Source organism: Stenotrophomonas sp. 2694, assembly GCF_040548715.1.
In the GTDB taxonomy this organism is placed as follows: Bacteria; Pseudomonadota; Gammaproteobacteria; order Xanthomonadales; family Xanthomonadaceae; genus Stenotrophomonas; species Stenotrophomonas indicatrix.
Genome location: NZ_JBEPSG010000020.1, coordinates 37,260 through 61,279, shown reverse-complemented (window position 1 = coordinate 61,279; position 24,020 = coordinate 37,260). Strand labels below are relative to the sequence as shown.

Genomic DNA, 24,020 nt, shown 5'->3' with positions numbered 1-24,020 from the left:
GGGCGCGGCAGGTCTGGAAGGCAAGGGAGATCGTCAGGGCGCGGGGGTTCCGATCTTACGTCCGATGTCCACTGCCGTCTGCAGATGCGCTTCGGCCATGCCGCTGTCGGCGTCCAGCAGCAGCGTGGAGGACAGCACCGGCGCCCCGCAGTAGTCGAAGATCCCCTGGTCGATCTGGGTCTTCATCGCCGCGCCATAGCCTCGCCGGTCGATCATCTGCTGGCCCGCGCCGCCCAGCCCGACCAGATGCACCTGCAGCCGCTGCAGCTTTTTTTCCACCTTGCCGTCGGCACCTTCGTCATAGGCCCAGCCCTGGGTGAAGACGCGGTCGATCCATCCCTTCAGCAGCGCCGGGAACGACCACCAGTAGAGCGGGTAGACCAGCACCAGCGCATCGGCCGCATCCAGCCGGGCGTGCTCGGCGGCGACATCGGCCGGCAGCGTCGTGGTCCTGCGGAAGAACGCGTGGTCCTGGGCGTTGAAACGTGGATCGAAGCCTTCGGCCATCAGATCCACCGAGGTGACCGTATTGCCGGCATCGGCGTTGGCGATGGCCTCACCGATCCGCGCGGCGACCGCGTGGGTGAGCGAGGCCGGGTCAGGATGTGCCACGACAATATGGGTATGCATGAGGGGGCTCTGCTGTTCACTAGTTACCAATGGTAACTACGATTGCGGCCAGCACCAGCACCATCGGTGGAATGCTGTTGCGCGCTGCTGTCGCTGTTGTGCACATCACAGCCACACCGGGCTGCCACGGCCTTGATGCCGGTAAGCGGATGCTTGCCGGACCAACGCAGCATTCGCACGACAACACACCATGCAGAGCAACAACGAACGACCCGCACCGCTACCCCGCCTGCTCCTTGTGGAAGACCAGCTCGATCTGGCTGATCTGATGGAACAGGCCCTGACCGACGAAGGCAACGAAATCGCCCACGCCAACAGCGTCTTCGAGGCATTGGGCATGCTCGACAGTGGCCACTTCGATGGCGCCGTGCTGGACGTGGAACTTCGTGATGGCGTGGTATTCCCTGTAGCCGATCGGCTGCTCGAACTGGGCATCCCCTACCTTTTCGCATCAGCGGTATACGACCAGCTGGTGCCGGTCAGGCATCGGCGAGCGCCCTTCCTGGCCAAACCGTTCCATGTGCAGGGCCTGCAGCGCGCGGTGCGCGAAGCGCTCGGCAGGACGGCCCCCCCGCCGACGCCGCCGCACTAGCCTGCACGCACCTACGGCTTGAACAACCCGTTGAGCTCGGCACCGGACGGGGTGGCCGGCAGCGCATCGAATGATCCACTGGCAAGCATCTGCCGGGAGGCGTCGAGAAAGCCGGACCACGCGCTGCGGGCCAGCGCACCGCCGACACTGACCCGGCGCACGCCCAGACTGGCGGCCTGCTGCAGCGTCATCACGCCGGGCGCACCGATCAGCAGGTTGACCGGTTTGCCACCGGCGGCCTCCACCACGGCGCGGATCTGCTCTGCGGTCCGGATGCCGGGCGCATACAGACAGTCGGCACCCGCCTGCGCATAGGCGCGGATGCGAGCCAATGTATCGTCCAGATCGGGTCGCCCGACGAAGAAGTTTTCCGCGCGCCCCACCAGCATCACGTCGTGCCCGCTTTCATCGATGGCACGGCGCGCGGCCTGCAGCCGGGCCACGCTGTCCTCGATGCTGCGCAGCGGATGGTCCGCATCGCCGCTGGAATCCTCGATCGACAGGCCGGCCACACCGGTAGCGATCGCCATCGACACGCTCTCGTGCACCGCCTCCGGGCTGCGGCCAAAACCATCTTCGAAGTCGGCGTTCACCGGTAGATCGGTCGCCGCCACCATCGCCTGCAGATGAGCGAGGATCTCGCTGCGACCCATCGCCCCGTCAGGCTGCCCGTGGGCCCAGGCATGGCCGGAACTGGTGGTAGCCAGTGCCTGGGCACCCAGCCGCGCCAGCGCCACCGCACTGCCCACGTCCCATGGATTGGGCAGCAGGAAGCAACCGGATGCATGAAGCGCCCTGAAGGCAGCGCGGCGGTTTCGGATGGCGTCGGCACTCATCACGGACTCCTGGTGGATACGTCTTCCCCGGCTGCTGCCCGCGCAGTGGTCACCTGGCAGCAGGCTTCACGGCGGCGCGGCCCGGTTCCACTGTCGTCTGCAACTGCAGCCCCTGCAACAGTGCCTTGTCCAGCTTTGCCGCCACGCCCACACTGCGCCCGGCCAGGTTGGCCACCTGGTACTGCACCGCCACGCCCAGCACCTGGGTCGCCTCGGACAGTGTCAACCCATAGGCCTGGCGCAGCCACTGCAGCATGCCCGAGGTGGCGGTGCGCAGCGCATCATCGCTGGAGCCGCCCTGGCCCAGGGTCATGATCTGCGTTGCCGATTCCACCCGCGGCGTTGCGATCGCATGCTGCTTCAGCAGCTCCACTTTCACCACCACATCCAGTGATGTCTCCAGCGCCCACTGCGTGGTTTCGCCATCGCCCTGGAGCGCATGGCCATCACCTAGGTACATCAGGGCACCAGGCTGCTGCACGGGCAGGTAGACCGTATTGCCTTCGACCACGGCGTTGAAGTCCATGTTGCCGCCGAAGTCACTGGTATCGCCGGTTGAAAACGGCGGGTAGCCGAAGCCCGGCGCCAGCGCCAGGCCGCCGAGCATCGGCTTCACCGGCACTTCGAAATGCCGCAGGCCACCACCTGCGCCCTGCGGACGGGCGACGCCCCTGCTGCGGTCCAGCTGCCAGCGCACCGGCTTGCCCAGCCCAGTGGCTTCGGCCGCCACCCGCGGCGTCTTCAAGCGTCCCACCAGGCCATCCAGGCTGTCGGCGTAGTCACGGTTGAGCTTCAACGAGGTGAGCGTGATCGCCAGCGTGTCGCCGGGTTCGGCGCCGACCACGAAAAACGGCCCGACCTGTGGATTGCCGAACAGCGCGCGGGTGACGCCCTTCTCGTCCACGCCGCCGGAGTCCAGCGTACGGGTCTGCACCGAGTCCCCCGGCCAGATCACCAGCACCGGCGCACGGTCGGCGCTGAACGTATTGGAGTAGTCCGTCGGCGTGAACACATGGTGCTGAGGTGCGGTCGAAACCCGCGCCGGTACTTTCCAGGCGCTGAAGGCGTGGACGGCACGCGCCTCGCGGTTGTTGGTGTCCGGCTGATCGCTCTGTCCCTGCATCCGCGCCCCGTCAATGCGCCCGTCGAACTGGTAGCGCTGGCCCTGGCTGTCGGTTGCGGTGAATACCATCTGCCCGGCACCCAGGGTGCCGGTGACCGGGTCGGCGTCCAGACGGCCGGCGATACGCCCGTCCTGCACGTCCACCTGCAGGGTCTGGTAGTTCCTGTTGCCCCACAGGTCGGTGGCAACGATCCATTGTTCGGCAGCCAGCGCATTCAAGGGCAGCAGCGCCAGCAGCACTGCAGGCAATCGCATGGGGGTGGGCACGGCGCGAGCATCCAGGAGCGCCGACATGGCGGGTTGACCCAGTGTAGGAACACCCTGGCAACCTCCGCAGTGTCGAACGTAATGCGGCCCGGCCGCAGTCTTCCGGCAGGGGGGATGGCCGGCACGCGCAATTTCCACTGTCTATAGTGAGCAGACATGCGGCGCACGGCCTTTTCAAACGATCGCTTTAAACACCACTAATTTCGCCGAACTGGACAGCATCCTCAGCTTCCGCCAGACTGCCGCCCTTTCCCGTCAATCGGATCCCATGGCGAAGCTGCTGGTCCTGCATGGCCCCAACCTCAACCTGCTCGGCAGCCGCGAGCCGGAGGTCTACGGCCACACCACGCTGGCCGACATCGACCAGGCGCTGGCCGCCCAGGCCGCTGCCGCAGGTCATGCGCTGGAGAGCCTGCAGTCCAACGCCGAGCACGTCCTGGTGGATCGTGTACAGGCCGCACGCACCGACGGAACGGCCTTCATCCTGATCAACCCGGCCGCCTTCACCCATACCTCGGTTGCCCTGCGCGATGCGCTGGCGGCGGTGGCGGTGCCGTTCATCGAGATCCACCTGTCCAACCCGCATACCCGCGAGCCCTTCCGCCAGCACAGCTATTTCAGCGACAAGGCGGTGGGCGTGGTGTGTGGCTTCGGTGCCGACAGCTACCGCTATGCGATGGACGCGGCATTGGCACGCGTGCAGGCCGCCGCCGCATCATGAGCCTGTCGCGCGTCCTCGCCAGCGTTGTGCTGTGGGCCGGCCTGTGCGGCGCTGCCAGCGCGTTCGACCGCAAGGACGAGGGCATCGACTGCGCGCATCCGACCACCACGATGGAGAGCGACCTGTGCGCCTCGGACGTGGCAGCGGCCGCCGACGTCGAACTCAACACCGTCTACGCCCAGGCACGCAGGCAGTTGCGCACGCCGGCCAACGGCGGCAACTGCAGCTACTGCGGCAACGCCGAACAGGAACTGGTGCTGGCCCAGCGCGCATGGATGCAGCTGCGCGACCACGACTGCCAAGCGGTGTACGCCCTCAATTCCGACGGCACCGCGCGCAACGGCGCGCAGATGCGCTGCCTGATCACCCTCGCGCGCGACCGCACCCGGCAGCTGCGCGACTTCTACGAACTGCTTTGACCCGAGCGCAACGCGCTTCCCACCACACTGACATCAAAGAGCAAAGAGGCCACCATGGATCTCCGCAAAATCAAGAAGCTGATCGACCTGCTGGAAGAGTCGAACCTGGCTGAAATCGAAATCAAGGAAGGCGAAGAGTCGGTGCGCCTGTCGCGCGCTCCGGTGTCCGGCTACGGCATGATGCAGGCCCCGCCGCAGATGATGATGGCCGCTCCGGCCGCTGCCCAGCCGGCCACCCCGGCGATGCCGATGCAGTCGCCGACCGAAGCCTCCACCGGCGGCACCGCCAAGCCGGGCAACGCGCTGCCGGAAGGCCACGTGCTGCGCTCGCCGATGGTCGGCACCTTCTATGCCTCGTCCGCACCGGACAAGCCGGCGTTCGTCAGCATCGGCCAGCAGGTCAAGGCCGGCGAGACCCTGGCCATCATCGAAGCGATGAAGATGTTCAACCCGATCGAAGCCGATGCGTCGGGCACCATCGTCGCCATCCTCGGCGAGAACGGCCAGCCGGTGGAATTCGACCAGCCGCTGTTCGTGATCGGCTAAGGGGCGGCTGCCATGCTCGACAAAGTCGTCATCGCCAACCGAGGGGAAATCGCGCTGCGCATCCTGCGCGCGTGCAACACCCTGGGCATCCGCACGGTGGCCGTGCACTCCACGGTCGACCGCAATCTCAAGCACGTGGCCATGGCCGATGAATCGGTCTGCATCGGTCCGGCGCCGTCGGCGGAAAGCTACCTCAACATCCCGGCGTTGATCGCCGCGGCCGAGGTCACCGACGCCCAGGCCATCCACCCGGGTTATGGCTTTCTGTCCGAGAACGCCAACTTCGCCGAGCGCGTGGAAGAGTCCGGCTTCATCTTCATCGGCCCGAAGGCAGACACCATCCGCCTGATGGGCGACAAGGTCGAAGCGATCCGTGCCATGAAGTCGGCCGGTGTGCCGTGCGTGCCCGGTTCGGGCGGCCCGCTGGGCGACGACATCGTCGCCAACACCAAGATCGCCCGTGAGATCGGCTACCCGGTCATCATCAAGGCGGCCGGCGGCGGCGGTGGCCGCGGCATGCGCGTGGTGCACGCCGAAGCTTCCCTGAAGACCTCCATTGAAACCACCAAGAGCGAGGCCAAGGCCGCGTTCGGCAATGGCGAGGTCTACATGGAGAAGTTCCTGGAGAACCCGCGCCACGTGGAGATCCAGGTGCTGGCCGACGGCCAGGGCAACGCCATCCACCTCGGCGAGCGCGACTGCTCGATGCAGCGTCGCCACCAGAAGGTGGTCGAGGAAGCACCGGCACCGGGCATCACCGCCGAGCAGCGCGAGCAGATCGGCAAGGTGTGCGTGGAAGCCTGCATCCGCATCGGCTACCGCGGCGCCGGCACCTTCGAGTTCCTGTACGAAGACGGCCGCTTCTACTTCATCGAAATGAACACCCGCATCCAGGTGGAGCATCCGGTCACCGAGATGGTCACCGGCATCGACCTGGTCGCCGAACAGCTGAAGATCGCTGCCGGCCAGAAGCTGTCGATCAAGCAGAGCGATGTGGTGCTGACCGGTCACGCGATCGAGTGCCGCATCAATGCCGAAGACGCCGAAACCTTCGTGCCGAGCCCGGGCACCATCACCGGCTTCCACGCACCGGGTGGTCCCGGCGTGCGCGTCGATACCCACATCTACAGTGGCTACCGCGTGCCGTCGAACTACGACTCGATGATCGGCAAGCTGATCGTGCACGGTCCGGACCGCGAGACCGCCATTGCCCGCATGCGGGTGGCGCTGAGCGAGATGGTGGTCGATGGCATCAAGACCAACATCGCCCTGCAGCAGCGGATCATGCGTGACAAGGGCTTCCAGGCCGGTGGCCAGAACATCCACTATCTGGAAAAGCGCCTTGCCGAGCGCAAGAGCAAGCCGATCGCGTTGACCTGATCGGCAACTGCAGTCGCTGCACATGAAAAGGGCGGGGTTTTCCCCGCCCTTTTTGCGTTTTTACGGTAGCGCCGGGCCATGCCCGGCGGCCTTCCATCGCCACCGCCCACCCGCCGGGCATGGCCCGGCGCTACCGGCGTGGCGTCAGCGCGCGTCGGCCGCGGTCGCCGGAATCTGCGAGTTCGCCAGAGGACGCACGCCGTTCGGCGAGGTCGGATCGACGATCACCATGGTCTCGCTGGACCCATCGGGCCACACCACCTGGAAGGTGCTGCCGGCCGGCAACGACGAGAACGGCACGCCGCTCTGCGCACGGTAAACGGCGGCAACCTGGCTGGCGCCGGCACGGCGTACATCCTCCTGTGCCTTCACCGAGGTCAGCTCCACCTTCGACAGATGCCGGTAGCGGTCCTCGTAGGTGTCGATCATCAGCAGGCCTACCGCACCGGCCGAATAGGCCACGAACAACACCACCCAGAACCAGAACTTGGCCCCATGCAGGAATCGACGGTAGTTCATCGCCCGTCCCTCGTGCCAATCAATCGCTTGATCCATTCCTTCATTTTCCCCGCACCTTGCCGCGAAACCGCGGCGTCATACACAAATTCACGGAAGTCCTGCGTCCCATCCGGCGAACAGATCCCTCCATTCGCGCAAAAACTGTTGACCAGCACGCTGTCGGCTCCACAGGGAAGACCGAGTTCGCAGGCCGCAACCCGCCATGCCAGTTCACTCAGCTGTTCACCGGCCACCATGCCGGTCAATGCCTTGTCGCCCGCCGCACGCAATCCCATGCCCGGCGCGATCGCCATGTACGCCTCCGGATCGCGCGAGGTACGTACGCGTTCAACCAGGTCGCGGCGGTACTGCTCGCTGTCCTGCAGTGGCTCACCTTCGGCAAACAGCGCCGCTTCGGCAGCGAGGTTGCCCTGCTGGGCCGCACGACGACGCTCACCGAGCACCAGTGCCGGCCCCAGCTTGTCGCCGGGCACGAAGCCACCGCAGCGCTGCGCCACCCGTTCGCGCGCCTCCACCATCTCCGGTGCAGCACTCAGGCCAAGGCCGGACAGCACGTTGTTGTCCAGCCGGTAGCCACCCGGGTCAACGGCGTACTGCGCGCAGTAGTCGTAGACCCGGCTGAGCATCCAGCGCGCCTCGTGGTTGCCCTGGTCGGCCTGCACGCGCAGGCGCTGCGCGTAGGCGTACAGATCGGTGGCACTTTCGATGTCGGCGCGGATATCCAGCGGCAGGCCCGAAGGCAGCGCGGTGCCGGGTTCGAACGCAGCGAGGCGGCGTGCCAGCGCTTCGGGCATCACCGGTGCCAACGCCCCCTGCACATCGCCGGCCGGGGCAGCCAGCGGCGCATCGACGCGCGCGTCCATGTCCCGGCTGTGCCCATTGGCCCGATAGCCGGCCACGCCCAGCACGGCCACGGCCGGCAGGACGAGCAACCAGGTTTTCAGGGTCGGGGCGAAAGCCATCGGCAACGTTCGCTGGTACGGCGCACAGGAAAGCGCCGAGTTTAGCAAGGCCCGTGAGGCCTGTCTGAACCGGCTTCGTTCATCTCAAGGCATACGGAGACGCCCTGATGGTCTAGCATGGCCCCCTTTCCCGCGATTGCCCTCACCGCCATGCCGTTCCTGGAACTGACCCTGCGTTGTACCGAAGCCACCCAGCCCCGATATGAGAATGCGCTGGAGGATGTGGGCGCGCTGGCGGTGACCCTGCTTGATGCCGAAGCCGACACCAGCAACGAACAGGCCATCCTCGAACCCGGCGTGGGTGAGACCCCGCTGTGGGACACCTTGGTGCTCAGCGCGCTGTTCCCGGCCGACAGCAATGCCTTGCTGCTGCTGGCCGCGCTGGAAGCCTTCGATCCGGAGCTGGACTGGAGCAACGGCAGCTTCCGCGCCGTGGAAGACGAAGACTGGGAGCGCGCGTGGCTGGACCAGTTCCAGCCGATGGACTTCGGCAGCCGTACCTGGATCGTGCCGTGGAACCACGAGCTGCCGGAAGCCGCGCAGGCCGCCGACGCCGCCATCGTGCGCCTCGACCCGGGCCTGGCCTTCGGCTCGGGCACCCACCCGACCACCGCGCTGTGCCTGCGCTGGCTGGACCAGTTGGCCGTTGATGGCCAGCTGCAGGGCCAGCGCGTGCTCGACTTCGGCTGTGGTTCGGGCATTCTCGCCCTGGCCGCACTGAAGCTCGGTGCCGCCCAGGCCATTGGCGTGGACAACGACCCGCAGGCGTTGATCGCCACCGCCGACAATGCCGAACGCAACGGCGAACAGGCACGCATGCAGGTGTACCTGCCGCAGGACGAACCGGTCGCCACCTACCCGATCGTGGTCGCCAACATCCTGGCCTCCGCGCTGGATGCACTGGCCGAACTGCTGGCCGCCCGTGTCGCCAGCGGTGGTCGCATCGCCCTGTCGGGCATCCTGCATGGCCAGGAAGACGAACTGCTGCAGCGCTATGCGGCCTGGTTCGACGACCTGCAGGCCACCCAGGATGGCGACTGGATGCGCATCACCGGCGTACGCCGCGCCTGATCGTGGTTGAATGACCGCTGGATCCGAGCCCGCGCCCTGAGCATGTCCGAGCCGAACCCACCGCGCCGCCCCCTGGCCACGTTCCTGCGCACCGCGCCGGGACGCGATGCCACGCCTGAAGCCACCGAACCGCGCGAACCGGCGCCGACCGATGCAGCGCCGGTGATCGAGGACATCGACCCGGCAACGGACATCGTGGCGGCAACCGAAACAGAACCGCTGGCCGCCGCTGATCCAATCATCGAGCCGGACTTCACCGCCAAACCCGGCATCGTTGCCACTGCCGCCGATGCGCCCAGCTTCCTTGGCGTGCGCCCGCGGGCGCTGCCCACCCCTCGCTGGCATTGGCTGCTGGTGGCCGCGCTGGCGCTGCTGCTGTTGCTGCAGAGCGTGCTTGCCGATCGTGCACGGCTGGCCGCCGATGCCGGTACCCGGCCGTGGATCGGTGCGCTGTGCAGCGTGCTGCGCTGCGAGCTGCCCGCCTGGCGCGAGCCCACTGCATTGACCATGACCAGCCGTGAAATCCGCCCGTTGCCGGCCCAGCCCGGCGTGCTGCAGATCCAGGCCAGCATCCGCAACGACGCGCGCTGGCCGCAGGCATGGCCGGACCTGCGCCTGTCGCTGTCCGATGCCGATGGTCGTGTGATCGGCACCGGCGTGTTCGCACCGGCGCAGTACCTCGGCGAAAACCCGGGTGCGGCCCCTCTGGAACCGGGCCAGAGCGCACGCATCGCCTTCCGCGTGCAGGAGCCTGCCGCATCCACGGTCGCATTCACCTTCGAGTTCCTTTGACCTGGGCCGGACCGTCCGGCCGTGGCAGGTCGGGCACGCTCGCGCTAGACTGACGGCAATCACCTCATCCGGTCCGGCGCCCCGCGTGCATGGACCAACCAGATCGGGAACCCCCTTGAACGCTGTCCTTTCTCGTCCTGACAACAGTCGTGGCGCTGCCCGGCCACCGCTGCGCGAACATGTGGCCCAGTCCGTGCGCCGTTACCTGCGCGACCTCGATGGCTGCGATGCGGACGATGTCTACGAGATCGTACTGCGCGAGATGGAGATTCCACTGTTCGTGGAAGTGCTCAACCACTGCGAAGGCAACCAGAGCCGCGCGGCCGCGATGCTGGGTATCCACCGCGCCACCCTGCGCAAGAAGCTGAAGGAATACGGCATCAGCGCGTAAGCGCAGCAGGGGTAGTGCCGGCCGCTGGCCGGCAACCGCAACACACTGTCATCATTCATGGGGTTGCCGGCCAGCGGCCGGCACTACCGGCTCCGGTAGATCCACGCCATGCGTGGATGGCCCGCCGGCGGAATCACCCGCCGCCACCCGCCTTCCAGTAGTAACGCACCACGTGGAAGAACACCGGCGCGGCGAAGCACACTGAATCCAGCCGATCGAGCATGCCGCCATGGCCCTCGATCATGTTGCCCCAGTCCTTGATGCCGCGGTCGCGCTTGATCGCCGACATCACCAGGCCGCCCCAGAACCCCATCAGGTTGATCAGCAGCGACAGGCCGAACGCCTGCAGCGGCGTGAACGGGGTGATCCACCAGAGCGCGGCGCCCAACGCGCTGGCACAGAGCACGCCGCCGACGAAGCCTTCCACCGTCTTCGACGGCGACAGCTTCGGTGCGATCAGGTGCTTGCCCAGCAGCTTGCCCCAGATGTACTGCAGCACGTCCGACGACTGCACCACGATCACCAGGAAGGCGAACAGCAGCACGTTGCGCGCCGGATCGTAGCCCGGCACGCGCAGGTTCAGCAGCAGCGGCACGTGCGAGATGCAGAACACGCAGATCATCAGGCCCCACTGCACCTTCGACGTGCGCTCCAGGTAGTGGGTGGTGTCACCACCGATGGTGGCCAGGATCGGCAGGAACAGGAACGCGTACACCGGGATCAACAGCGTGTACATGCCATACCAGTCGATCCACACCAGGTAGTACTGCCACGGCAGCACGATGTAGAACGCGGCCAGCAACGCGTAGTAGTCACCTGATCGTGTTGGCGCCAGGGTGATGAATTCGCGCAGTGCGAACAGCGAGATGATGGCGAACAGCACGATCACTCCGGCGCGCCCGAAGAACAGCGCCAGCCCGACCACGATGGCCATCACCCACCACGCGCGGATGCGCGAGACCAGGTTGGCGATCACCGCGTTGGGCTGTCCACGCTGGCGCCAGCGCAGGGTTTCGGACACCAGCGTGGCCAGCACCAGCACGGCACCTACGCCCGCGAACAGCAGCCCTGTCTGCTGGCCCACGCTGCGTGCGGCAAGATCACCGGACACATCGATCATGAAGCTCATGCACGGCCTCCGTTCGGGGCCAGGGCCAGCAGCGCCTGCCGGCTGCGTGCCAGGAACGCCGCCTTGTCCTCATCGGCCTGCAGCCGCAGCGGCGTACCGAAGGTTGCCGTGCACAGCAACGGCAGCGGCAGGAAACGCCCTTTCGGCATCACACGCTTGAGGTTGTCGATCCACACCGGCACGAACTCCAGCTCCGGGCGTTGCCGGGCCAGGTGGTAGATGCCGCTCTTGAACGGCAGCAGCGGCTCATCACCGATGTTGCGCGTGCCTTCCGGAAACAGGATCAACGAACAGCCCTCGTCCACCGCGTCACGCAGCACCTGCAGCGGATCCTGATGGCGGTTGCCGGCCTCGCGCTCCACCAGTACGCCATTGAATACCGCGTCGATCAGGTAACGACGCAGACCGTCGCGCTGCCAGTACTCGGCGGCGGCGACCGGCCGCACCTGGCGCCGCAGCGCCGGCGGCATCGACGACCAGATCAGCACGAAATCACCATGACTGGCATGGTTGCCGTAGTACACGCGGTGCTCGCTGGACGGCGCGCAGCCAACCCACAGCGCGCGTGCGCCGGTCACTACATGGATGGCCGCGCTGCAGGCGCGGGCGACCAGTTCAGCAAACATCGGCACCTCCGGTCAGGTCTGCGGCCACAGCACGGCCAGCAGCAGGGCAGCGAACTGCAGCAGCGTGGCGGCGTACTGGCGCATCAGCAGACGCCGCATGCCGGTCCAGCGCGCATCCCAGCCACGCGTCGGCGCCTCTGCGTCCAGCCTGCGCAGGCCAGCGGTGTGCAGCGCCTGGTCCACGCGTTGTGCCGCGACTTCACCCTGCAGGCCCTCCTGCTGCAGCAGGCGCAGCAGGCTGGCGTCCAACTGCACCCGCACCGCGTAGTACGCCTGCACAACACCTGCAACCAGGCTCAGCAGCAGCAGGCCAGCGGCGAACATCGCCAGCCCAGGCTCGATGCCCAGCAACAACAGGGCCACCAGCAGCAGGCCCAGCGACAACGCGGCAGGCAATCGCCCCTGCCGCAGCAGCAGATGCATCATCGGCAGATCGGGCACGGCGCTCATGCAATGGTCTCCTGCGCGGCAGCGGCCGCGATCACCTGTAGATGAACGTCGTGCAGCACGATCGACGGCCGCGCGCCACGCACGATCGACACCGCGTCGGCCACATCGCGCGCACGGCCGGTGCGCAGCAACCAGGTCGCCAGGCTGGCCGCGCTACGCGAATACCCCAGCGCACAGCAGACCAGGACGGGGCCTTGGCCGCGCAGGCGTTCAATGGCATCTGCCGCGGCGCGCAGCTGCGCCGCCGAGGGCACCACCAGGTCCAGCATCGGCACGCTGGCGTACGCTGCTCCCGGCGCGCGGCAGGACAGCTCCGCACAGGTGTCGACCACGCCCACCAGCGGTGCCGGCAGTGCGGTACCTGGCAGGCGCCCCAGCCAGACAGCGTCGACGACCGGCACCGGCTGCGGCGCGCGGCGCGTCCACAACCGCGAGTTGATCCACGCCGCACCCAGGTACGGTGCCAGCAGCCAGCGCGCGGCCATCGTCAACCGGCCGGCGCGCTTCTGGAACACCGCCGTGCCCAGCCCGGCATAGGCCAGCGACACCAGCAGCAACGACACCACGGGCCACAGCAGCCACAATGCGGTGCCGCGCAGCATCACCACCGGCACCAGCAGCAGGCCGGCACCCAACACATACAACGCGGCCAGCCGCCAACGCTTCGGGTCACCTGCAGCCTGCCAGGCACGCAACGGCGGCGTGCCCTGCTCTGGCCACAGCCACACGCACAACCAGCCGGCCAGCAGCCCGGTGGGAATGTCGATGAAGTGATGCTGGAACGTGGTCAGCACCGAAATGCCGATCAGCAGCGCCCACACATGCAGCACCAGCCGCCAGACCCCGTGCAGGTACTGCGCGAACTTCACCCACAGCACGATCAGCAGCACGATATGCAGCGACGGCGCCTGGTTGAATGGCTTGTCGAAGCCCAGCAGCACGTCGAACAACCAGCCGAACACACCGCCGATTTCCGGCCGTTCGAAGCTGAAGCGCAACGGCCACAACAGGAAGCACGCCACCGCGATCACCTGCGCGCTGAGCAGGCGCAGCGCGTGCCGGTCCAACTCCAGCCGGCGCCGGCACAGGAAGAACGAGATCGCATAGAACAGGTCGATCGACCAGTACGGCACGATCGTCCACGGCACGAACGGAATCCGCGCCTCCCAGGCAAATGCCATCACCGGCAGCTGGGCATGGCGGCCGGCCATCCAGTTGGCGAAGCCATAGCTGGCGAAGAAGAACGGACCGAGCAGGGCCAGCCACAGCAGGGCGCGCCGCCAGGGGCGCGCCTCGCTGGATGATGCGGTTGCCGCCAGCGTCGCCATCACGCGATCCGTCGTGCCAGCGATACGGTGAAGATGCCGAAGTCATCGATGCGCTGGGCCACCTTCTGGAAGCCGGCCAGGCGCACCAGTTCGTCCATCTCGTGCTGGGTACGGCGGCGCATCACCCACGCCGCGCCACCACGATGGCTGGTCAACGCACGCGCGATGAACTCCAGCTGCGGATGCCACGGCTGCCCGGTATAGGCCAGGTAACCGCCCACCGACACCGTCGCAGCGATGCCCTGCAGCGAACGCAACACCGCATCGTTGTCGGGGAACAGTTCGTAGAGGCCGGACACCACCGCCAGCGTCGGCGCCGGTTCCACTGCTGCCAGCTGCGCCGGATCGAACGCATCGCCCTGTTCGAAGCGGGCGATGTCGGCCGCGCCGAGGCGCTCGATCAAGGCCTTGCCCTGCGTTACGTTCAGCTCGCTGAAATCGCGCAGCACGATGCGGTCGGCACGCTGTTCGCCCTGGCCGAGTGCTTCCAGCACGTAACGGCCATGGCCGGCCGCCACGTCCAGTACGCGCACCGGCGCGCCCTGCCCGCGCAGTCGCTGGGCGGCATCGCGCAGCAGTTCCTGCAGGTGCTTGCCGCGCACGCGGATGCCGCGCCAACCGATCGCATCCAGATAGTTGCGGTCGACCATCCGGCCCAGCGGGCCCTTGCCCCGCGCCTCATCACGGTAGATGTAGTCCAGCGTGCTGCCCGAATCGAAGCCGGTCTGCAGGCCCAGCGCGATGCCCTCCGACAGCGTGCCGCCGAAACGCAGGCCACCGCGCACCACGCGCCAACGCAGGTCGGCCAGGCTGTTGCGCTCCGGTGGCCACGACAGGATCTCCGATTCCTCGAAGGTCGGGCCATGCCGATGCGCATCGCGCCGCGACAGCTCCTGCAGCGGTTCGGCAAAGCGTGCCTGGATGAAGCTGCGGATACGCGCCAGCGCCGGTGCACGGTCACGCTCGCCGAGGGTGTCGTGGAAGAAGCCCGGCAGGTGCACGCGCTCCTTGATCGGGCTGGACAGGCGTTCGTAGAAGCGGTCCTGCGGGCCGCGATGCACCACGAAGTCCGAGCCCGATACCAGCAACTGCACCGGCACGCTGATCGCCTGCGCGTCGGCCACGATGCGGTCGGCCGCTTCGTACAGGCCCAGCAGCACGCGCACCGAGATCGGCCGGGTGATCAGCGGATCGGTGCGGTAGCTTTCCACCCGTGCCGGGTCGTGGGTCAGCCACTGCGGCTTGACGTAGCTGTTGACGAAGAAGTTGCCGCGCAGTTTCTGCATCAGCGCCAGTCCAGCGCGTGCGAACGGCACGTACAGCTTCACCTTGAATGCCGGCGAAGCCATCACCAGCGCGCGCAGCCGCGGCGCATAGTCATGCACCCAGGTGGCGGCAACCACCGCCCCCACGCTCTGCGCGATCACCACGATGTCCTCCACCGCGATGCCATGCTCGGCACTGATGTGGGCGATGAAGCTGTCCAGGTCGCGCACCAGCGCCGGGAAGCCCGGTGCGTCGCCGCGCGTGCCGGGCGAGCGACCATTGCCGCGCGCATCCCACGCGAAGAACGCGGTGTCGGGCAGGTCCAGCTCGTCGACCAGATGGGTGACCCGGCCGGAGTGTTCATGGCCGCGATGCAGCAGCACGATGGCCTTGGCCGGCGTGGTTGCCGTGGTGCTCGGCCAGTACCGGTAGAACAGCGGCACCTGGTCGAAGCTGTGGAATTCCCGTTCCTGCGCCTGACGCATGCAATCTCCGTATGGATAGGGCGTGTAATCGTGTTGTGCTTACCGCTGCGATATCGCCGCGGCTTCCTTCAATCCCTGGCGTACGCGACGGACCACCGTCACCCCACACAGCAGTGCGGCCAGTGCGGCGACCGCGCTGACCACGGTTGCGCCTGCCCAGCCAAACGCCAGCAGCAGGCCCAGCACGCCGATCACGAACGCACGGTCGCTCTTGCCCATCGGGCCGTCATAGCGGCGGCTGGCGCCGACCATCAGGCCCAGCACGCCGGCGTACTCGCTCAGCGCGGCGGCCCAGGCCAGCAGCCACAGTGCCTCGGGGCGCACGCCCGGTACGCTGAGCAGGCTCAGGTACAGCGCCGCGTCGGCGATCACATCGCACAACTCGTTCAGATAGGCGCCCAGCCGCGATTGCTGGCCGAATTCGCGGGCCAGCATGCCGTCGACGGCGTTGAGGGCCATGCGCAGCAGCATCCACAGCGGCAGGGCCAGATACAGCAGCGGCTGGGTGGGAGCGCAGCACCACACCGCAGCGGCCACCAGCAGCGAGACCACGGCCGCAGCCACGGTCACCGTGTTGGCGGTGATCCCCATGCGGTACAGGCCGTGTACGGCCGGACGCAGCAGGTCCTGGAAACGTCCTTTCAATGCATAGATCGACACGATCTGAACCCGCTAATCCTTGGCAGTGCGGGCACAGCCTACCTGATTGCGACAGCGCCACGTATCGAATTGCGCCCAATGCCGGCCCATGCAGGTGCTGTCGAGCGAATCAGGAAGGGAGTCTGCACCGGCCAATTTCCCCCACCAGCGCCCGCCACCGGCCCCCACCGCCTACAATATCGGCCCCGCTCCGCTGCCGATTGCCCTGTCCCCATGACTGCTGATCTGTTGCCCGTCCGCCGGGCCCTCCTCTCCGTTTCCGACAAGACCGGCCTGGTCGAGCTGGCCACCGCGCTGGCTGCACGCGGCGTGGAGCTGCTGTCCACCGGCGGTACCGCCAAGGCGATCCGCGATGCGGGCCTGGCCGTGAAGGACGTCGCCGAGGTCACCGGCTTCCCGGAAATGATGGATGGCCGGGTCAAGACCCTGCATCCGATGGTGCATGGCGGCCTGCTGGGCCGCTCCGGCCTGGACGACGCGGTGATGGCCGAACACGGCATCGGTGCCATCGACCTGCTGGTGCTGAACCTGTACCCGTTCGAATCGGTCACTGCCAAGGCCGACTGCACCCTGGCCGACGCGGTGGAGAACATCGACATCGGCGGCCCGGCGATGCTGCGCTCGGCGGCCAAGAACTTCGCCCGCGTGGCGGTGGCCACCGACCCGTCGCAGTACGCCGAACTGCTGGCCTCGCTGGATGCCAACGACGGCCAGCTGTCGGCCGGCACCCGTTTCGCCTTCTCGGTGGCCGCATTCAACCGCGTTGCCCAGTACGACGCGGCGATCAGCAACTACCTGTCGGCCGTCACCGCCACCGACGCCGCCGTGCCGGTGCGCGCCGAATACCCGGCGCAGATGAATTCCACCTTCGTGAAGGTGATGGACCTGCGCTACGGCGAAAACCCGCACCAGAGCGGCGCGTTCTATCGCGACCTGCATCCGGTGCCGGGCACGCTGGCCACCTTCCAGCAGCTGCAGGGCAAGGAGCTGAGCTACAACAACCTGGCCGATGCCGATGCAGCCTGGGAATGCGTGCGCCAGTTCGACGCGCCGGCCTGTGTCATCGTCAAGCATGCCAACCCGTGCGGCGTGGCCGTTGGCGCCGGCAACGGCGATGCCTACGAGCTGGCCTACGCCACCGACCCGACCAGCGCCTTCGGCGGCATCATCGCCTTCAACAAGCCGCTCGATGCAGCCACCGCGCAGGTGATCCTGGACCGCCAGTTCGTTGAAGTCCTGATTGCGCCGGACTACGAACCGGCCGCGCTGGAATACGCGCAGAAGAAGGCCAACGTGCGCGTGCTGCGCATCCCGCACGGCGATGGCCTGAACAACTTCGACAACAAGCGCGTGGGCTCCGGCCTGCTGCTGCAGTCGTCGGACAACCGCGGCATGACCCGCGACGAACTGAAGGTGGTCAGCAAGCTGGCACCGACCGACAAGCAGTTCACCGACCTGCTGTTCGCCTGGAAGGTCGCCAAGTTCGTGAAGTCCAATGCGATCGTCTACGCCAAGGACAACCGCACCATCGGCGTGGGTGCCGGCCAGATGAGCCGCGTCTACTCGGCGCGCATCGCCGGCATCAAGGCCGCCGACGCGAACCTGGTGGTCGAAGGGTCGGTGATGGCCTCCGATGCGTTCTTCCCGTTCCGCGATGGCATCGATGCCGCTGCCGCCGCCGGCATCAAGGCAGTGATCCAGCCGGGCGGTTCGATGCGCGATGCTGAAGTCATCGCCGCCGCCGACGAACATGGCCTGGCCATGGTGTTCACCGGCGTCCGGCACTTCCGCCACTGATACCTGGAGCGACACGGATGTCTGCAGTCTCTTTGAAACCGCTTGCCGTGCTCGCCTTCGCTGGCACGACCCTGCTGGCCGGCTGCAAGCCGGCTGCCGAGCCCGCACCTGCCCCGCAGGCAGATGCGGCAAAGCCCGCCGCCAGCGAACCGGCGGCGCATGTCAGTCGCACCGCGCGTCTGCAGGCCTTCCTGACCGGGCGTTACGGCAAGGACGCCAAGCTTTCCGGCCAATGGCGCGGCAGCTGGACCCAGGACGATGAAACGCGCGCGATCGACTGGCAGGTCTGCGCCGAGCAGCCGGTGGTGACCGGTGACAGCTGGCAACAACTACTGGCGGTGTGTGGTGCGCTGGTCGATGGCGCGCATATCGACCCGGGAACGATCGAGTTCTTCGTGCTGCAGCCCAAGGGCGATGGCTTCGGGGTAACCAGCGAACTGACCGGCGAGCGCTTCGGCAGTGGTGGCCAGCCCGGCACCGCCAGCATCATCCGCGCCGGCAGCGATTTCTACGGCTTCCGCGTCGAGGATGGCTGGTTCGGCCAGGGCTTCTCGCTGCTCTCGCAGACCCTGGTGCTGCCGGGCCCGAAAGGCCTGACCAGCACCGGCAACGTGCGCAGCCACATCGACAACGACGCCCAGTACGAATGCGAGAACGTCGATGCGGCCGCCGATCCCGATGCCGCCGAAGACTGCCGCACCCGCCGCTTCAGCATCGATTTCGCGCTGCGTTTCGACGACAGCGACCGCAGTGCGCGCATCTGGCCACTGCTGATCGAGGAATCCGGCAACACCTGCGGCGGCAAGCGGGTGCGTCAGGAGCACCGCTTCACCCTGGACCCGAAGTCCTGGACCTACTCCTTCCCCGAATCGCTGCGACGCGAAGGCTGCGAATGACGCACACGCGCCGCCGGGGACCTGGAACTTCCCTTCCCACGCAATCTGGAATCTCGTGATGAACGTACTTGTCATCGGCTCTGGCGGCCGCGAACACGCCCTGGCATGGAAGCTGGCCCAGTCCTCCCGTGTCACTGAAGTGCTCGTGGCGCCCGGCAATGCCGGCACCGCCAACGAAGACAAGTGCCGCAACGTGGCGGTGAAGGTCACCGACATCGATGGCCTGCTCGCCCTGGCCCAGGCCGAAGGCGTGGCGCTGACCGTGGTCGGCCCGGAAGTGCCGCTGGTGGCCGGCGTGGTCGACCGCTTCCGCGCCGCCGGCCTGCGCATCTTCGGGCCGACGGCGGCGGCCGCGCAGCTGGAAGGCAGCAAGGCCTACGCCAAGGATTTCCTGGCACGCCACAACATCCCCACCGCGTTCTATTCGGTGCACACCGATATCGAGCCGGCACTGGCCTACCTGCGCGAGAAGGGCGCACCGATCGTGGTCAAGGCCGACGGCCTGGCCGCCGGCAAGGGCGTGATCGTGGCCATGACCCTGGCCGAGGCTGAAGACGCAGTGCGCGACATGCTCTCGGGCAACGCCTTCGGCGATGCCGGCGCACGCGTGGTGATCGAGGAATTCCTCGACGGCGAGGAAGCCAGCTTCATTTCGATGGTCGATGGCGTGCATGCACTGCCGATGGCCACCTCGCAGGATCACAAGCGCGTCGGCGACGGCGACACCGGCCCGAACACCGGCGGCATGGGTGCGTACTCGCCGGCCCCGGTGGTCACCCCGGACGTGCACGCCCGCGTGATGCGCGAGGTGGTGAACCCGACCGTGCAGGGCATGATCGCCGACGGCATCCCGTTCACTGGTTTCCTCTATGCCGGCCTGATGATCGATGCCAGCGGCGCGCCGAAGGTGATCGAGTTCAACGTGCGTTTCGGCGACCCGGAAACCCAGCCGGTGATGCTGCGCCTGCAGTCGGACCTGGTCGACCTGGTGGACGCGGCGATCGATGGCCGCCTGGACCAGGTGGACGCGCAGTGGGATCCGCGCCCGTCGCTCGGCGTGGTGCTGGCCGCCAGGCCGTACCCGGAAACGCCGATCACCGGCGAGGTGATCTCCGGCCTGGATGATGTGCCGGCAACGGCCAAGGTGTTCCATGCAGGAACGACGCTGGATGCGCAGGGCCAGGTGCTCAGCGCAGGTGGCCGCGTGCTGTGCGTGGCAGCACTGGGTGACAGCGTGCGCGAGGCGCAGGCGAACGCGTACGCGGGCGTGGCGAAGGTGACCTGGGCCAACGAGTTCCACCGCACCGACATCGGCTGGCGCGCGATCGCGCGGGAAATCTGAGACCGCGCTGATCCACGCGTGGCGTGGATCTACTGGATCGCGAAGTAGATCCACGCCATGCGTGGATCCAGCAGGAAAAAAAAGGCCCGGCAATGCCGGGCCTTTCCATTACTCAAACGCTTCGCCGCCTTATGCGGTGAACAGCGCCTTCATCTTCTTCAGCGCGTTCGCTTCAACCTGGCGGATACGCTCGGCCGATACGCCGTACTCGTCCGCCAGCTCCTGCAGCGTCACCTTGCTGTCCGCATCCAGCCAACGGCGGCGGATGATGTCGCGCGAACGCGCATCCAGTTCCGCCAGGCCTTCGCGCAGCAGCTGCATCTGGTTGTCTTCGCTGTCCTCGCGCTCGTAGGCCATCGACGGATCTTCGTCATTGGCCACCAGATACGCAGCCGGCGACGGCGGCGCGTGGTCGTTGTCTTCATCGGTGGGGGCATCGAAACCGATATCGCGGCCGGACAGGCGCGATTCCATTTCCAGCACCTCGCGCTCGGACACGTTCAGGTCCTTGGCCACCGCACTGACTTCGGCCGCGTTCATCCAGCCCAGGCGCTTCTTCGACTTGCGCAGGTTGAAGAACAGCTTGCGCTGCGCCTTGGTCGTGGCGACCTTCACGATGCGCCAGTTCTTCAGGATGAACTCGTGCATCTCGGCACGGATCCAATGCACGGCGAAGGACACCAGGCGCACGCCCATGTCGGGGTCGAAGCGCTTGACCGCCTTCATCAGGCCGATGTTGCCTTCCTGGATCAGGTCGCCCAGCGCAAGGCCGTAGCCGTTGTAACCGCGGGCCACGTGCACCACGAAGCGCAGGTGCGAATGCACCAGCTCACGGGCAGCGTCCAGATCGTTGCCGTCGCGGAAGCGACGGGCCAGGTCCTGTTCGTTATCGACCGACAGCACCGGAATCTGGTGCACGGCACCGATATAGGCGTCCAGCGAACCGAGCGCACTGGGAATCGGCAGATTGTTTGCCACAAGGGCAGTAGAGGTGTTCTGGCTCATAGGCACCCATCTTAGCAGTCTGGGATTTGGACTGCTAAAGGAGGAAAAAGTTCCAGCATTCCACAGATGAAACACTGGTCCCAAACAGAACCCTACCGTAACGCGATTTGATGACAGTGGCGAGCGCGCTTTTCGGGATACACAATCCCTTGGAATTCAACCCACTAGCGCGGAAAGCCCGGCTATTCCGGGTCAAAGGCAGCTGAACAGGTGGCGGTTTCGCCCATTCACCATGGGGCAGCGTTGTTCGCCGTTCAGCCCGATGGCGCCAGCGTCGCCCGCGGCGGCAGCGACCAGTCGATCGGCGCCTGCCCGCGGCGCTGCAGGTACTCGTTGGCCATCGAGAAATGACGGCAGCCGAGAAAGCCGCGGTGGGCCGACAGCGGCGAGGGATGCGGGGCTTTCAGCACGCGGTGGCGGCCGGTATCGATCACCTTGCCCTTCTGCTGCGCGTAGGCACCCCAGAGCATGAACACCAGGCCCTCGCGCTCGCGGTTCAACACGTCCACCACATGGTCGGTGAAGCCTTCCCACCCGCGCCCCTGGTGCGCACCGGCCTTGCCCTCTTCCACCGTCAGCACCGCGTTGAGCAGCAGCACGCCGCGCTGCGCCCACGGGATCAGGCAGCCGTGGTCCGGGCGGGCAATACCGAGGTCACCCTCGATTTCCTTGTAGATGTTCAACAACGACGGCGGCACCGGCACGCCCGGCTGCACCGAGAAACTCAGGCCATGGGCCTGTCCACGGCCGTGGTACGGGTCCTGGCCGAGGATGACCACTTTCACCTGATCGAACGGGGTCGCATCGAAGGCGGCGAAGATCTGCGGTCCAGGCGGGAACACCGCCGCACCGCTGGCCTTGCGCTGCCGCAGGAAGCTGGACAGCTCGCGCATCTGCGGCTGCAGCAGGTAATCGCCCACACGCTGCTTCCAGCTCGGTTCCAGCTGGATCGCCGGGGTGTCCACTACTTCATCGATCATCGCAACACGTCATCGCAACAGAGGTCCATCATTCAACCGGGCCAGCCGCAGCTGGAACAGCACCTTGGTGATCAGCAGGCGCTCTTCGATCGGCTTCAGCACCAGATCGTTGGCGCCGGCCTGGAGCAGGCCGGTCTGGTTGTGCGGATTGCCATCGCCGGTCATCACCAGCACCGGCAGGCGGCGCTTGCCGTAGCCGAAGTCCACGCGCACGCGCTGCACCACGTCGCGGCCGCTCAGCTCTCCCTTCAGGGTCACATCGGTCAGCACCAGATCGATGCGATGGCGGCTGCGCCCGAGCGATTCGGCGGTGAGCAGGGTAAACGCCTCTTCGGCGCTGACCACATGCATCACGTTGAGCTGCTGGCGCTCGAGCATGCGCTTGGTCGCCTCGGCCACCACCCGGCTGTCCTCGATGTAGAGAATGGTCGCGCCGGGAATGGTCTGCGGCTGCACGTAGCCGCGCACGAAGGTCGCCAGGGCCTCGTGGCCCAGCGATTTGTCGAAGTAGTCGGTGACATACTCGGTGAAGCGGCGCTGCTCCAGGTGCTGCTGGGCGTCGCCAGAGACCACGATCACCGGCACATAGGCCTGCCCTGCCGCTTCGCGCACCATCCGCGCCAGCGCCAGGCCGTCGCCATCGCGCAGGGTCAACGAGGTGGTGACCAGATCGACCGGCCCCTGCGCCAGCGCATGCTGTGCGTCTTCGATGCTGTCGCAGCCGATCACCTCCACGCCCGGCAGATCGCGCTGCAGGACGTCGGCGATCAGCTTGCGCACCAGCTTGGAGCCGTCAACCACCATCACCCGCGTCGCGGGCCCTTCAAGGTGCTTCAGCGCTTGCGGTTGCATGCCGGTCTCAGGTGTCGGTCGGGCGGGTCTGGCGGAGGAAGTGGCCGGTCACCAGCCATGCACCCAGCCAGCCCAGCAACAAGGTGCCAAGCAGCACCAGGCTGCCATGCAGCAGGTCCAGGCCATGCAGCACGAACGGGCTGCCGTAGCTGCGCGACAGCTCGGCCAGCGGCGCGCGCAGGGCGGCACCGGCAATGCCGATCAGGCCCAGCGCGACCGCACCGGCGCCCAGGCCATACCAGGCGCCCAGGTACAGGAACGGGCGGCGGATGAAACCATCGCTGGCGCCGAGCAGCTGCAGCACGCCGATTTCCTCGCGGCGGGCCTGGATGTCCAGGCGCACGGTGTTGCCGACCACCAGCGCGGCACCGGCGCCGAGCAGCACCGACAGCACCTGCACCAGCCGCGCACCAAACGCGAGCCAGGCATCCAGGCGCTGCCGCCACAGGGCGTCGTGCTGCACCAGGTCGGCACCGGGCAGGCTTTCCAGCGCGCGTGCCAGCCGTGCATCGTCCTGGCCCTGGCCGGGGGTGACCACCAGCAACGAGGGCAACGGGTTGTCGTTGAGTGCGTCGATGGCTTCGCCGAGGCCGGCCTGGCGCAGTTCCTCCAGGCCCTGCTCCGGCGTGCGCACGGTGACACTGGCCACGTCCGGCCGGTCGCGCAGCTCCCCGGCCAGGCGCAGCGCACCCGGGCCGTCGACGTCCGCCTTCAGGAAGACATTGATGTCGCGCGACTGCTGCACGCTGCCGGCAAACTGCTTGAGGTTGTCCAGCGCGATCGACAGGCCCAGCGGCAGCGCCAGGGCCAGCGCCATGACCATCACGGTCAGCAGCGTCGCCCACGGCTTGCGGCAGGCACGGCCGAGGCTGAACACCACGCTGTGCACGTGGTGCTGGAACCACACGCCCAGGCGCGACGGCGCAGCAGCTTCGGTGTTTTCGTTCTTGGCCAT

26 protein-coding genes are annotated in these 24,020 nt (G+C 67.0%); 11 read left to right on the top strand and 15 right to left on the bottom strand.

What is annotated here, in order from left to right:
* Positions 1–33 precede the first annotated feature (33 nt).
* Positions 34–630 (bottom strand): NAD(P)H-dependent oxidoreductase, encoded by a 597-nt coding sequence (locus tag ABIA73_RS17780; RefSeq protein WP_025878634.1) that lies wholly within the window; start codon positions 628–630, stop codon positions 34–36.
* A 190-nt stretch (positions 631–820) separates the two neighbouring features.
* Between ABIA73_RS17780 and ABIA73_RS17775 the strand changes: the two genes are divergently transcribed.
* Positions 821–1,222, top strand: coding sequence for a response regulator (locus tag ABIA73_RS17775; RefSeq protein ID WP_309911077.1), 402 nt, complete (start codon positions 821–823; stop codon positions 1,220–1,222).
* 11 nt (positions 1,223–1,233) lie between these two features.
* Here ABIA73_RS17775 and ABIA73_RS17770 read toward each other — a convergent pair whose 3' ends face one another.
* On the bottom strand, positions 1,234–2,061 hold the full coding sequence (locus ABIA73_RS17770) for an isocitrate lyase/PEP mutase family protein (protein WP_207759528.1): 828 nt from the start codon (positions 2,059–2,061) through the stop codon (positions 1,234–1,236).
* Between the two features lie 46 nt (positions 2,062–2,107).
* Positions 2,108–3,448, bottom strand: a complete 1,341-nt coding sequence (locus ABIA73_RS17765; protein WP_354276089.1) for an acetamidase/formamidase family protein — start codon at positions 3,446–3,448, stop codon at positions 2,108–2,110.
* 268 nt (positions 3,449–3,716) lie between these two features.
* Between ABIA73_RS17765 and aroQ the strand changes: the two genes are divergently transcribed.
* From aroQ to accC, 4 genes are read left to right on the top strand one after another with little or no spacing between them, the layout of a single operon-like run.
* Entirely contained in the window at positions 3,717–4,169 is a 453-nt protein-coding gene (gene aroQ / locus ABIA73_RS17760; RefSeq protein WP_025878630.1) for a type II 3-dehydroquinate dehydratase, read from the top strand.
* The gene (locus tag ABIA73_RS17755; protein WP_279208935.1) at positions 4,166–4,588 is read left to right on the top strand and encodes a lysozyme inhibitor LprI family protein; all 423 of its coding nucleotides are present in this window, start codon (positions 4,166–4,168) and stop codon (positions 4,586–4,588) included. Before aroQ ends, ABIA73_RS17755 begins: the two co-directional genes overlap by 4 nt.
* Before the next feature lie 54 nt (positions 4,589–4,642).
* Entirely contained in the window at positions 4,643–5,134 is a 492-nt protein-coding gene (gene accB, locus ABIA73_RS17750) for an acetyl-CoA carboxylase biotin carboxyl carrier protein (protein ID WP_025878628.1), read from the top strand.
* Between the two features lie 12 nt (positions 5,135–5,146).
* Positions 5,147–6,514, top strand: a complete 1,368-nt coding sequence (accC, locus tag ABIA73_RS17745) for an acetyl-CoA carboxylase biotin carboxylase subunit (protein ID WP_032976444.1) — start codon at positions 5,147–5,149, stop codon at positions 6,512–6,514.
* Between the two features lie 144 nt (positions 6,515–6,658).
* Here accC and ABIA73_RS17740 read toward each other — a convergent pair whose 3' ends face one another.
* Entirely contained in the window at positions 6,659–7,033 is a 375-nt protein-coding gene (locus ABIA73_RS17740) for a hypothetical protein (protein ID WP_105164750.1), read from the bottom strand.
* Positions 7,030–7,995 carry a hypothetical protein gene (locus tag ABIA73_RS17735; RefSeq protein ID WP_301866952.1) on the bottom strand — a complete coding sequence of 322 codons (966 nt, stop codon included), beginning with the start codon at positions 7,993–7,995 and terminating at the stop codon, positions 7,030–7,032. Before ABIA73_RS17735 ends, ABIA73_RS17740 begins: the two co-directional genes overlap by 4 nt.
* Before the next feature lie 150 nt (positions 7,996–8,145).
* Here ABIA73_RS17735 and prmA point away from each other — a divergent pair, with 150 nt between their 5' ends.
* The 3 genes from prmA (at position 8,146) to fis (ending at position 10,249) form a co-directional block, all read left to right on the top strand.
* The gene (gene prmA, locus ABIA73_RS17730) at positions 8,146–9,066 is read left to right on the top strand and encodes a 50S ribosomal protein L11 methyltransferase (protein WP_059065374.1); all 921 of its coding nucleotides are present in this window, start codon (positions 8,146–8,148) and stop codon (positions 9,064–9,066) included.
* A 42-nt stretch (positions 9,067–9,108) separates the two neighbouring features.
* The gene (locus ABIA73_RS17725) at positions 9,109–9,858 is read left to right on the top strand and encodes a DUF3426 domain-containing protein (protein ID WP_033832371.1); all 750 of its coding nucleotides are present in this window, start codon (positions 9,109–9,111) and stop codon (positions 9,856–9,858) included.
* Between the two features lie 115 nt (positions 9,859–9,973).
* Positions 9,974–10,249, top strand: a complete 276-nt coding sequence (gene fis / locus ABIA73_RS17720) for a DNA-binding transcriptional regulator Fis (RefSeq protein WP_006397198.1) — start codon at positions 9,974–9,976, stop codon at positions 10,247–10,249.
* Positions 10,250–10,382: 133 nt separating this feature from the next.
* Here fis and ABIA73_RS17715 read toward each other — a convergent pair whose 3' ends face one another.
* The 6 genes from ABIA73_RS17715 to ABIA73_RS17690 are packed head-to-tail and all read right to left on the bottom strand — an operon-like array spanning position 10,383 to position 16,193.
* On the bottom strand, positions 10,383–11,378 hold the full coding sequence (locus tag ABIA73_RS17715) for a phosphatidate cytidylyltransferase (RefSeq protein ID WP_309911086.1): 996 nt from the start codon (positions 11,376–11,378) through the stop codon (positions 10,383–10,385).
* A complete protein-coding gene (locus ABIA73_RS17710) occupies positions 11,375–12,004 on the bottom strand; it encodes a lysophospholipid acyltransferase family protein (RefSeq protein WP_263929758.1) in 630 nt (209 codons plus the stop codon). Before ABIA73_RS17710 ends, ABIA73_RS17715 begins: the two co-directional genes overlap by 4 nt.
* 12 nt (positions 12,005–12,016) lie before the next feature.
* Positions 12,017–12,454, bottom strand: coding sequence for a hypothetical protein (locus ABIA73_RS17705; protein WP_154881146.1), 438 nt, complete (start codon positions 12,452–12,454; stop codon positions 12,017–12,019).
* A complete protein-coding gene (locus tag ABIA73_RS17700) occupies positions 12,451–13,782 on the bottom strand; it encodes a phosphatase PAP2/dual specificity phosphatase family protein (protein ID WP_354276088.1) in 1,332 nt (443 codons plus the stop codon). The genes ABIA73_RS17705 and ABIA73_RS17700 overlap by 4 nt, the downstream gene beginning before the upstream one ends.
* Entirely contained in the window at positions 13,782–15,533 is a 1,752-nt protein-coding gene (locus tag ABIA73_RS17695) for a bifunctional alpha/beta hydrolase/class I SAM-dependent methyltransferase (protein WP_301867186.1), read from the bottom strand. The genes ABIA73_RS17700 and ABIA73_RS17695 overlap by 1 nt, the downstream gene beginning before the upstream one ends.
* A gap of 39 nt (positions 15,534–15,572) precedes the next feature.
* The gene (locus tag ABIA73_RS17690) at positions 15,573–16,193 is read right to left on the bottom strand and encodes a CDP-alcohol phosphatidyltransferase family protein (RefSeq protein ID WP_088101499.1); all 621 of its coding nucleotides are present in this window, start codon (positions 16,191–16,193) and stop codon (positions 15,573–15,575) included.
* 213 nt (positions 16,194–16,406) lie between these two features.
* On the opposite strand from ABIA73_RS17690, the gene purH reads away from it, so the two are divergent.
* The 3 genes from purH to purD are packed head-to-tail and all read left to right on the top strand — an operon-like array spanning position 16,407 to position 20,228.
* Entirely contained in the window at positions 16,407–17,990 is a 1,584-nt protein-coding gene (purH, locus tag ABIA73_RS17685) for a bifunctional phosphoribosylaminoimidazolecarboxamide formyltransferase/IMP cyclohydrolase (RefSeq protein ID WP_025878616.1), read from the top strand.
* 17 nt (positions 17,991–18,007) lie between these two features.
* The gene (locus ABIA73_RS17680) at positions 18,008–18,886 is read left to right on the top strand and encodes a hypothetical protein (protein ID WP_218788076.1); all 879 of its coding nucleotides are present in this window, start codon (positions 18,008–18,010) and stop codon (positions 18,884–18,886) included.
* Between the two features lie 58 nt (positions 18,887–18,944).
* Entirely contained in the window at positions 18,945–20,228 is a 1,284-nt protein-coding gene (purD, locus tag ABIA73_RS17675) for a phosphoribosylamine--glycine ligase (protein WP_080149705.1), read from the top strand.
* A gap of 129 nt (positions 20,229–20,357) precedes the next feature.
* Here the strand turns inward: purD and rpoH are convergent, their stop codons facing one another.
* The 4 genes from rpoH to ftsX all read right to left on the bottom strand — a co-directional run bounded on the left by rpoH (position 20,358) and on the right by ftsX (position 24,020).
* Entirely contained in the window at positions 20,358–21,233 is an 876-nt protein-coding gene (gene rpoH, locus ABIA73_RS17670) for an RNA polymerase sigma factor RpoH (protein WP_025878613.1), read from the bottom strand.
* A gap of 254 nt (positions 21,234–21,487) precedes the next feature.
* Positions 21,488–22,213 (bottom strand): uracil-DNA glycosylase, encoded by a 726-nt coding sequence (gene ung / locus ABIA73_RS17665; RefSeq protein ID WP_033832381.1) that lies wholly within the window; start codon positions 22,211–22,213, stop codon positions 21,488–21,490.
* 9 nt (positions 22,214–22,222) lie between these two features.
* Entirely contained in the window at positions 22,223–23,065 is an 843-nt protein-coding gene (locus tag ABIA73_RS17660; protein ID WP_025878611.1) for a response regulator, read from the bottom strand.
* 7 nt (positions 23,066–23,072) lie between these two features.
* Positions 23,073–24,020 (bottom strand): permease-like cell division protein FtsX, encoded by a 948-nt coding sequence (ftsX, locus tag ABIA73_RS17655; protein WP_025878610.1) that lies wholly within the window; start codon positions 24,018–24,020, stop codon positions 23,073–23,075.

What these genes read in the sequence shown, in the direction of transcription:
- ABIA73_RS17735 (WP_301866952.1), bottom strand. Translation starts at nt 7,995, where the DNA reads ATGGCTTTCGCCCCGACCCTGAAAACCTGGTTGCTCGTCCTGCCGGCC.
- accB (WP_025878628.1), top strand. Translation starts at nt 4,643, where the DNA reads ATGGATCTCCGCAAAATCAAGAAGCTGATCGACCTGCTGGAAGAGTCG.
- ABIA73_RS17780 (WP_025878634.1), bottom strand. Translation starts at nt 630, where the DNA reads ATGCATACCCATATTGTCGTGGCACATCCTGACCCGGCCTCGCTCACC.
- rpoH (WP_025878613.1), bottom strand. Translation starts at nt 21,233, where the DNA reads ATGAGCCAGAACACCTCTACTGCCCTTGTGGCAAACAATCTGCCGATT.
- ABIA73_RS17775 (WP_309911077.1), top strand. Translation starts at nt 821, where the DNA reads ATGCAGAGCAACAACGAACGACCCGCACCGCTACCCCGCCTGCTCCTT.
- ABIA73_RS17695 (WP_301867186.1), bottom strand. Translation starts at nt 15,533, where the DNA reads ATGCGTCAGGCGCAGGAACGGGAATTCCACAGCTTCGACCAGGTGCCG.
- ABIA73_RS17710 (WP_263929758.1), bottom strand. Translation starts at nt 12,004, where the DNA reads ATGTTTGCTGAACTGGTCGCCCGCGCCTGCAGCGCGGCCATCCATGTA.
- ABIA73_RS17755 (WP_279208935.1), top strand. Translation starts at nt 4,166, where the DNA reads ATGAGCCTGTCGCGCGTCCTCGCCAGCGTTGTGCTGTGGGCCGGCCTG.
- aroQ (WP_025878630.1), top strand. Translation starts at nt 3,717, where the DNA reads ATGGCGAAGCTGCTGGTCCTGCATGGCCCCAACCTCAACCTGCTCGGC.
- ung (WP_033832381.1), bottom strand. Translation starts at nt 22,213, where the DNA reads ATGATCGATGAAGTAGTGGACACCCCGGCGATCCAGCTGGAACCGAGC.
- ABIA73_RS17715 (WP_309911086.1), bottom strand. Translation starts at nt 11,378, where the DNA reads ATGAGCTTCATGATCGATGTGTCCGGTGATCTTGCCGCACGCAGCGTG.
- ABIA73_RS17725 (WP_033832371.1), top strand. Translation starts at nt 9,109, where the DNA reads ATGTCCGAGCCGAACCCACCGCGCCGCCCCCTGGCCACGTTCCTGCGC.
- ABIA73_RS17660 (WP_025878611.1), bottom strand. Translation starts at nt 23,065, where the DNA reads ATGCAACCGCAAGCGCTGAAGCACCTTGAAGGGCCCGCGACGCGGGTG.
- ABIA73_RS17700 (WP_354276088.1), bottom strand. Translation starts at nt 13,782, where the DNA reads ATGGCGACGCTGGCGGCAACCGCATCATCCAGCGAGGCGCGCCCCTGG.
- ABIA73_RS17705 (WP_154881146.1), bottom strand. Translation starts at nt 12,454, where the DNA reads ATGAGCGCCGTGCCCGATCTGCCGATGATGCATCTGCTGCTGCGGCAG.
- accC (WP_032976444.1), top strand. Translation starts at nt 5,147, where the DNA reads ATGCTCGACAAAGTCGTCATCGCCAACCGAGGGGAAATCGCGCTGCGC.
- ABIA73_RS17740 (WP_105164750.1), bottom strand. Translation starts at nt 7,033, where the DNA reads ATGAACTACCGTCGATTCCTGCATGGGGCCAAGTTCTGGTTCTGGGTG.
- ftsX (WP_025878610.1), bottom strand. Translation starts at nt 24,020, where the DNA reads ATGGCCAAGAACGAAAACACCGAAGCTGCTGCGCCGTCGCGCCTGGGC.
- ABIA73_RS17680 (WP_218788076.1), top strand. Translation starts at nt 18,008, where the DNA reads ATGTCTGCAGTCTCTTTGAAACCGCTTGCCGTGCTCGCCTTCGCTGGC.
- prmA (WP_059065374.1), top strand. Translation starts at nt 8,146, where the DNA reads ATGCCGTTCCTGGAACTGACCCTGCGTTGTACCGAAGCCACCCAGCCC.
- purH (WP_025878616.1), top strand. Translation starts at nt 16,407, where the DNA reads ATGACTGCTGATCTGTTGCCCGTCCGCCGGGCCCTCCTCTCCGTTTCC.
- purD (WP_080149705.1), top strand. Translation starts at nt 18,945, where the DNA reads ATGAACGTACTTGTCATCGGCTCTGGCGGCCGCGAACACGCCCTGGCA.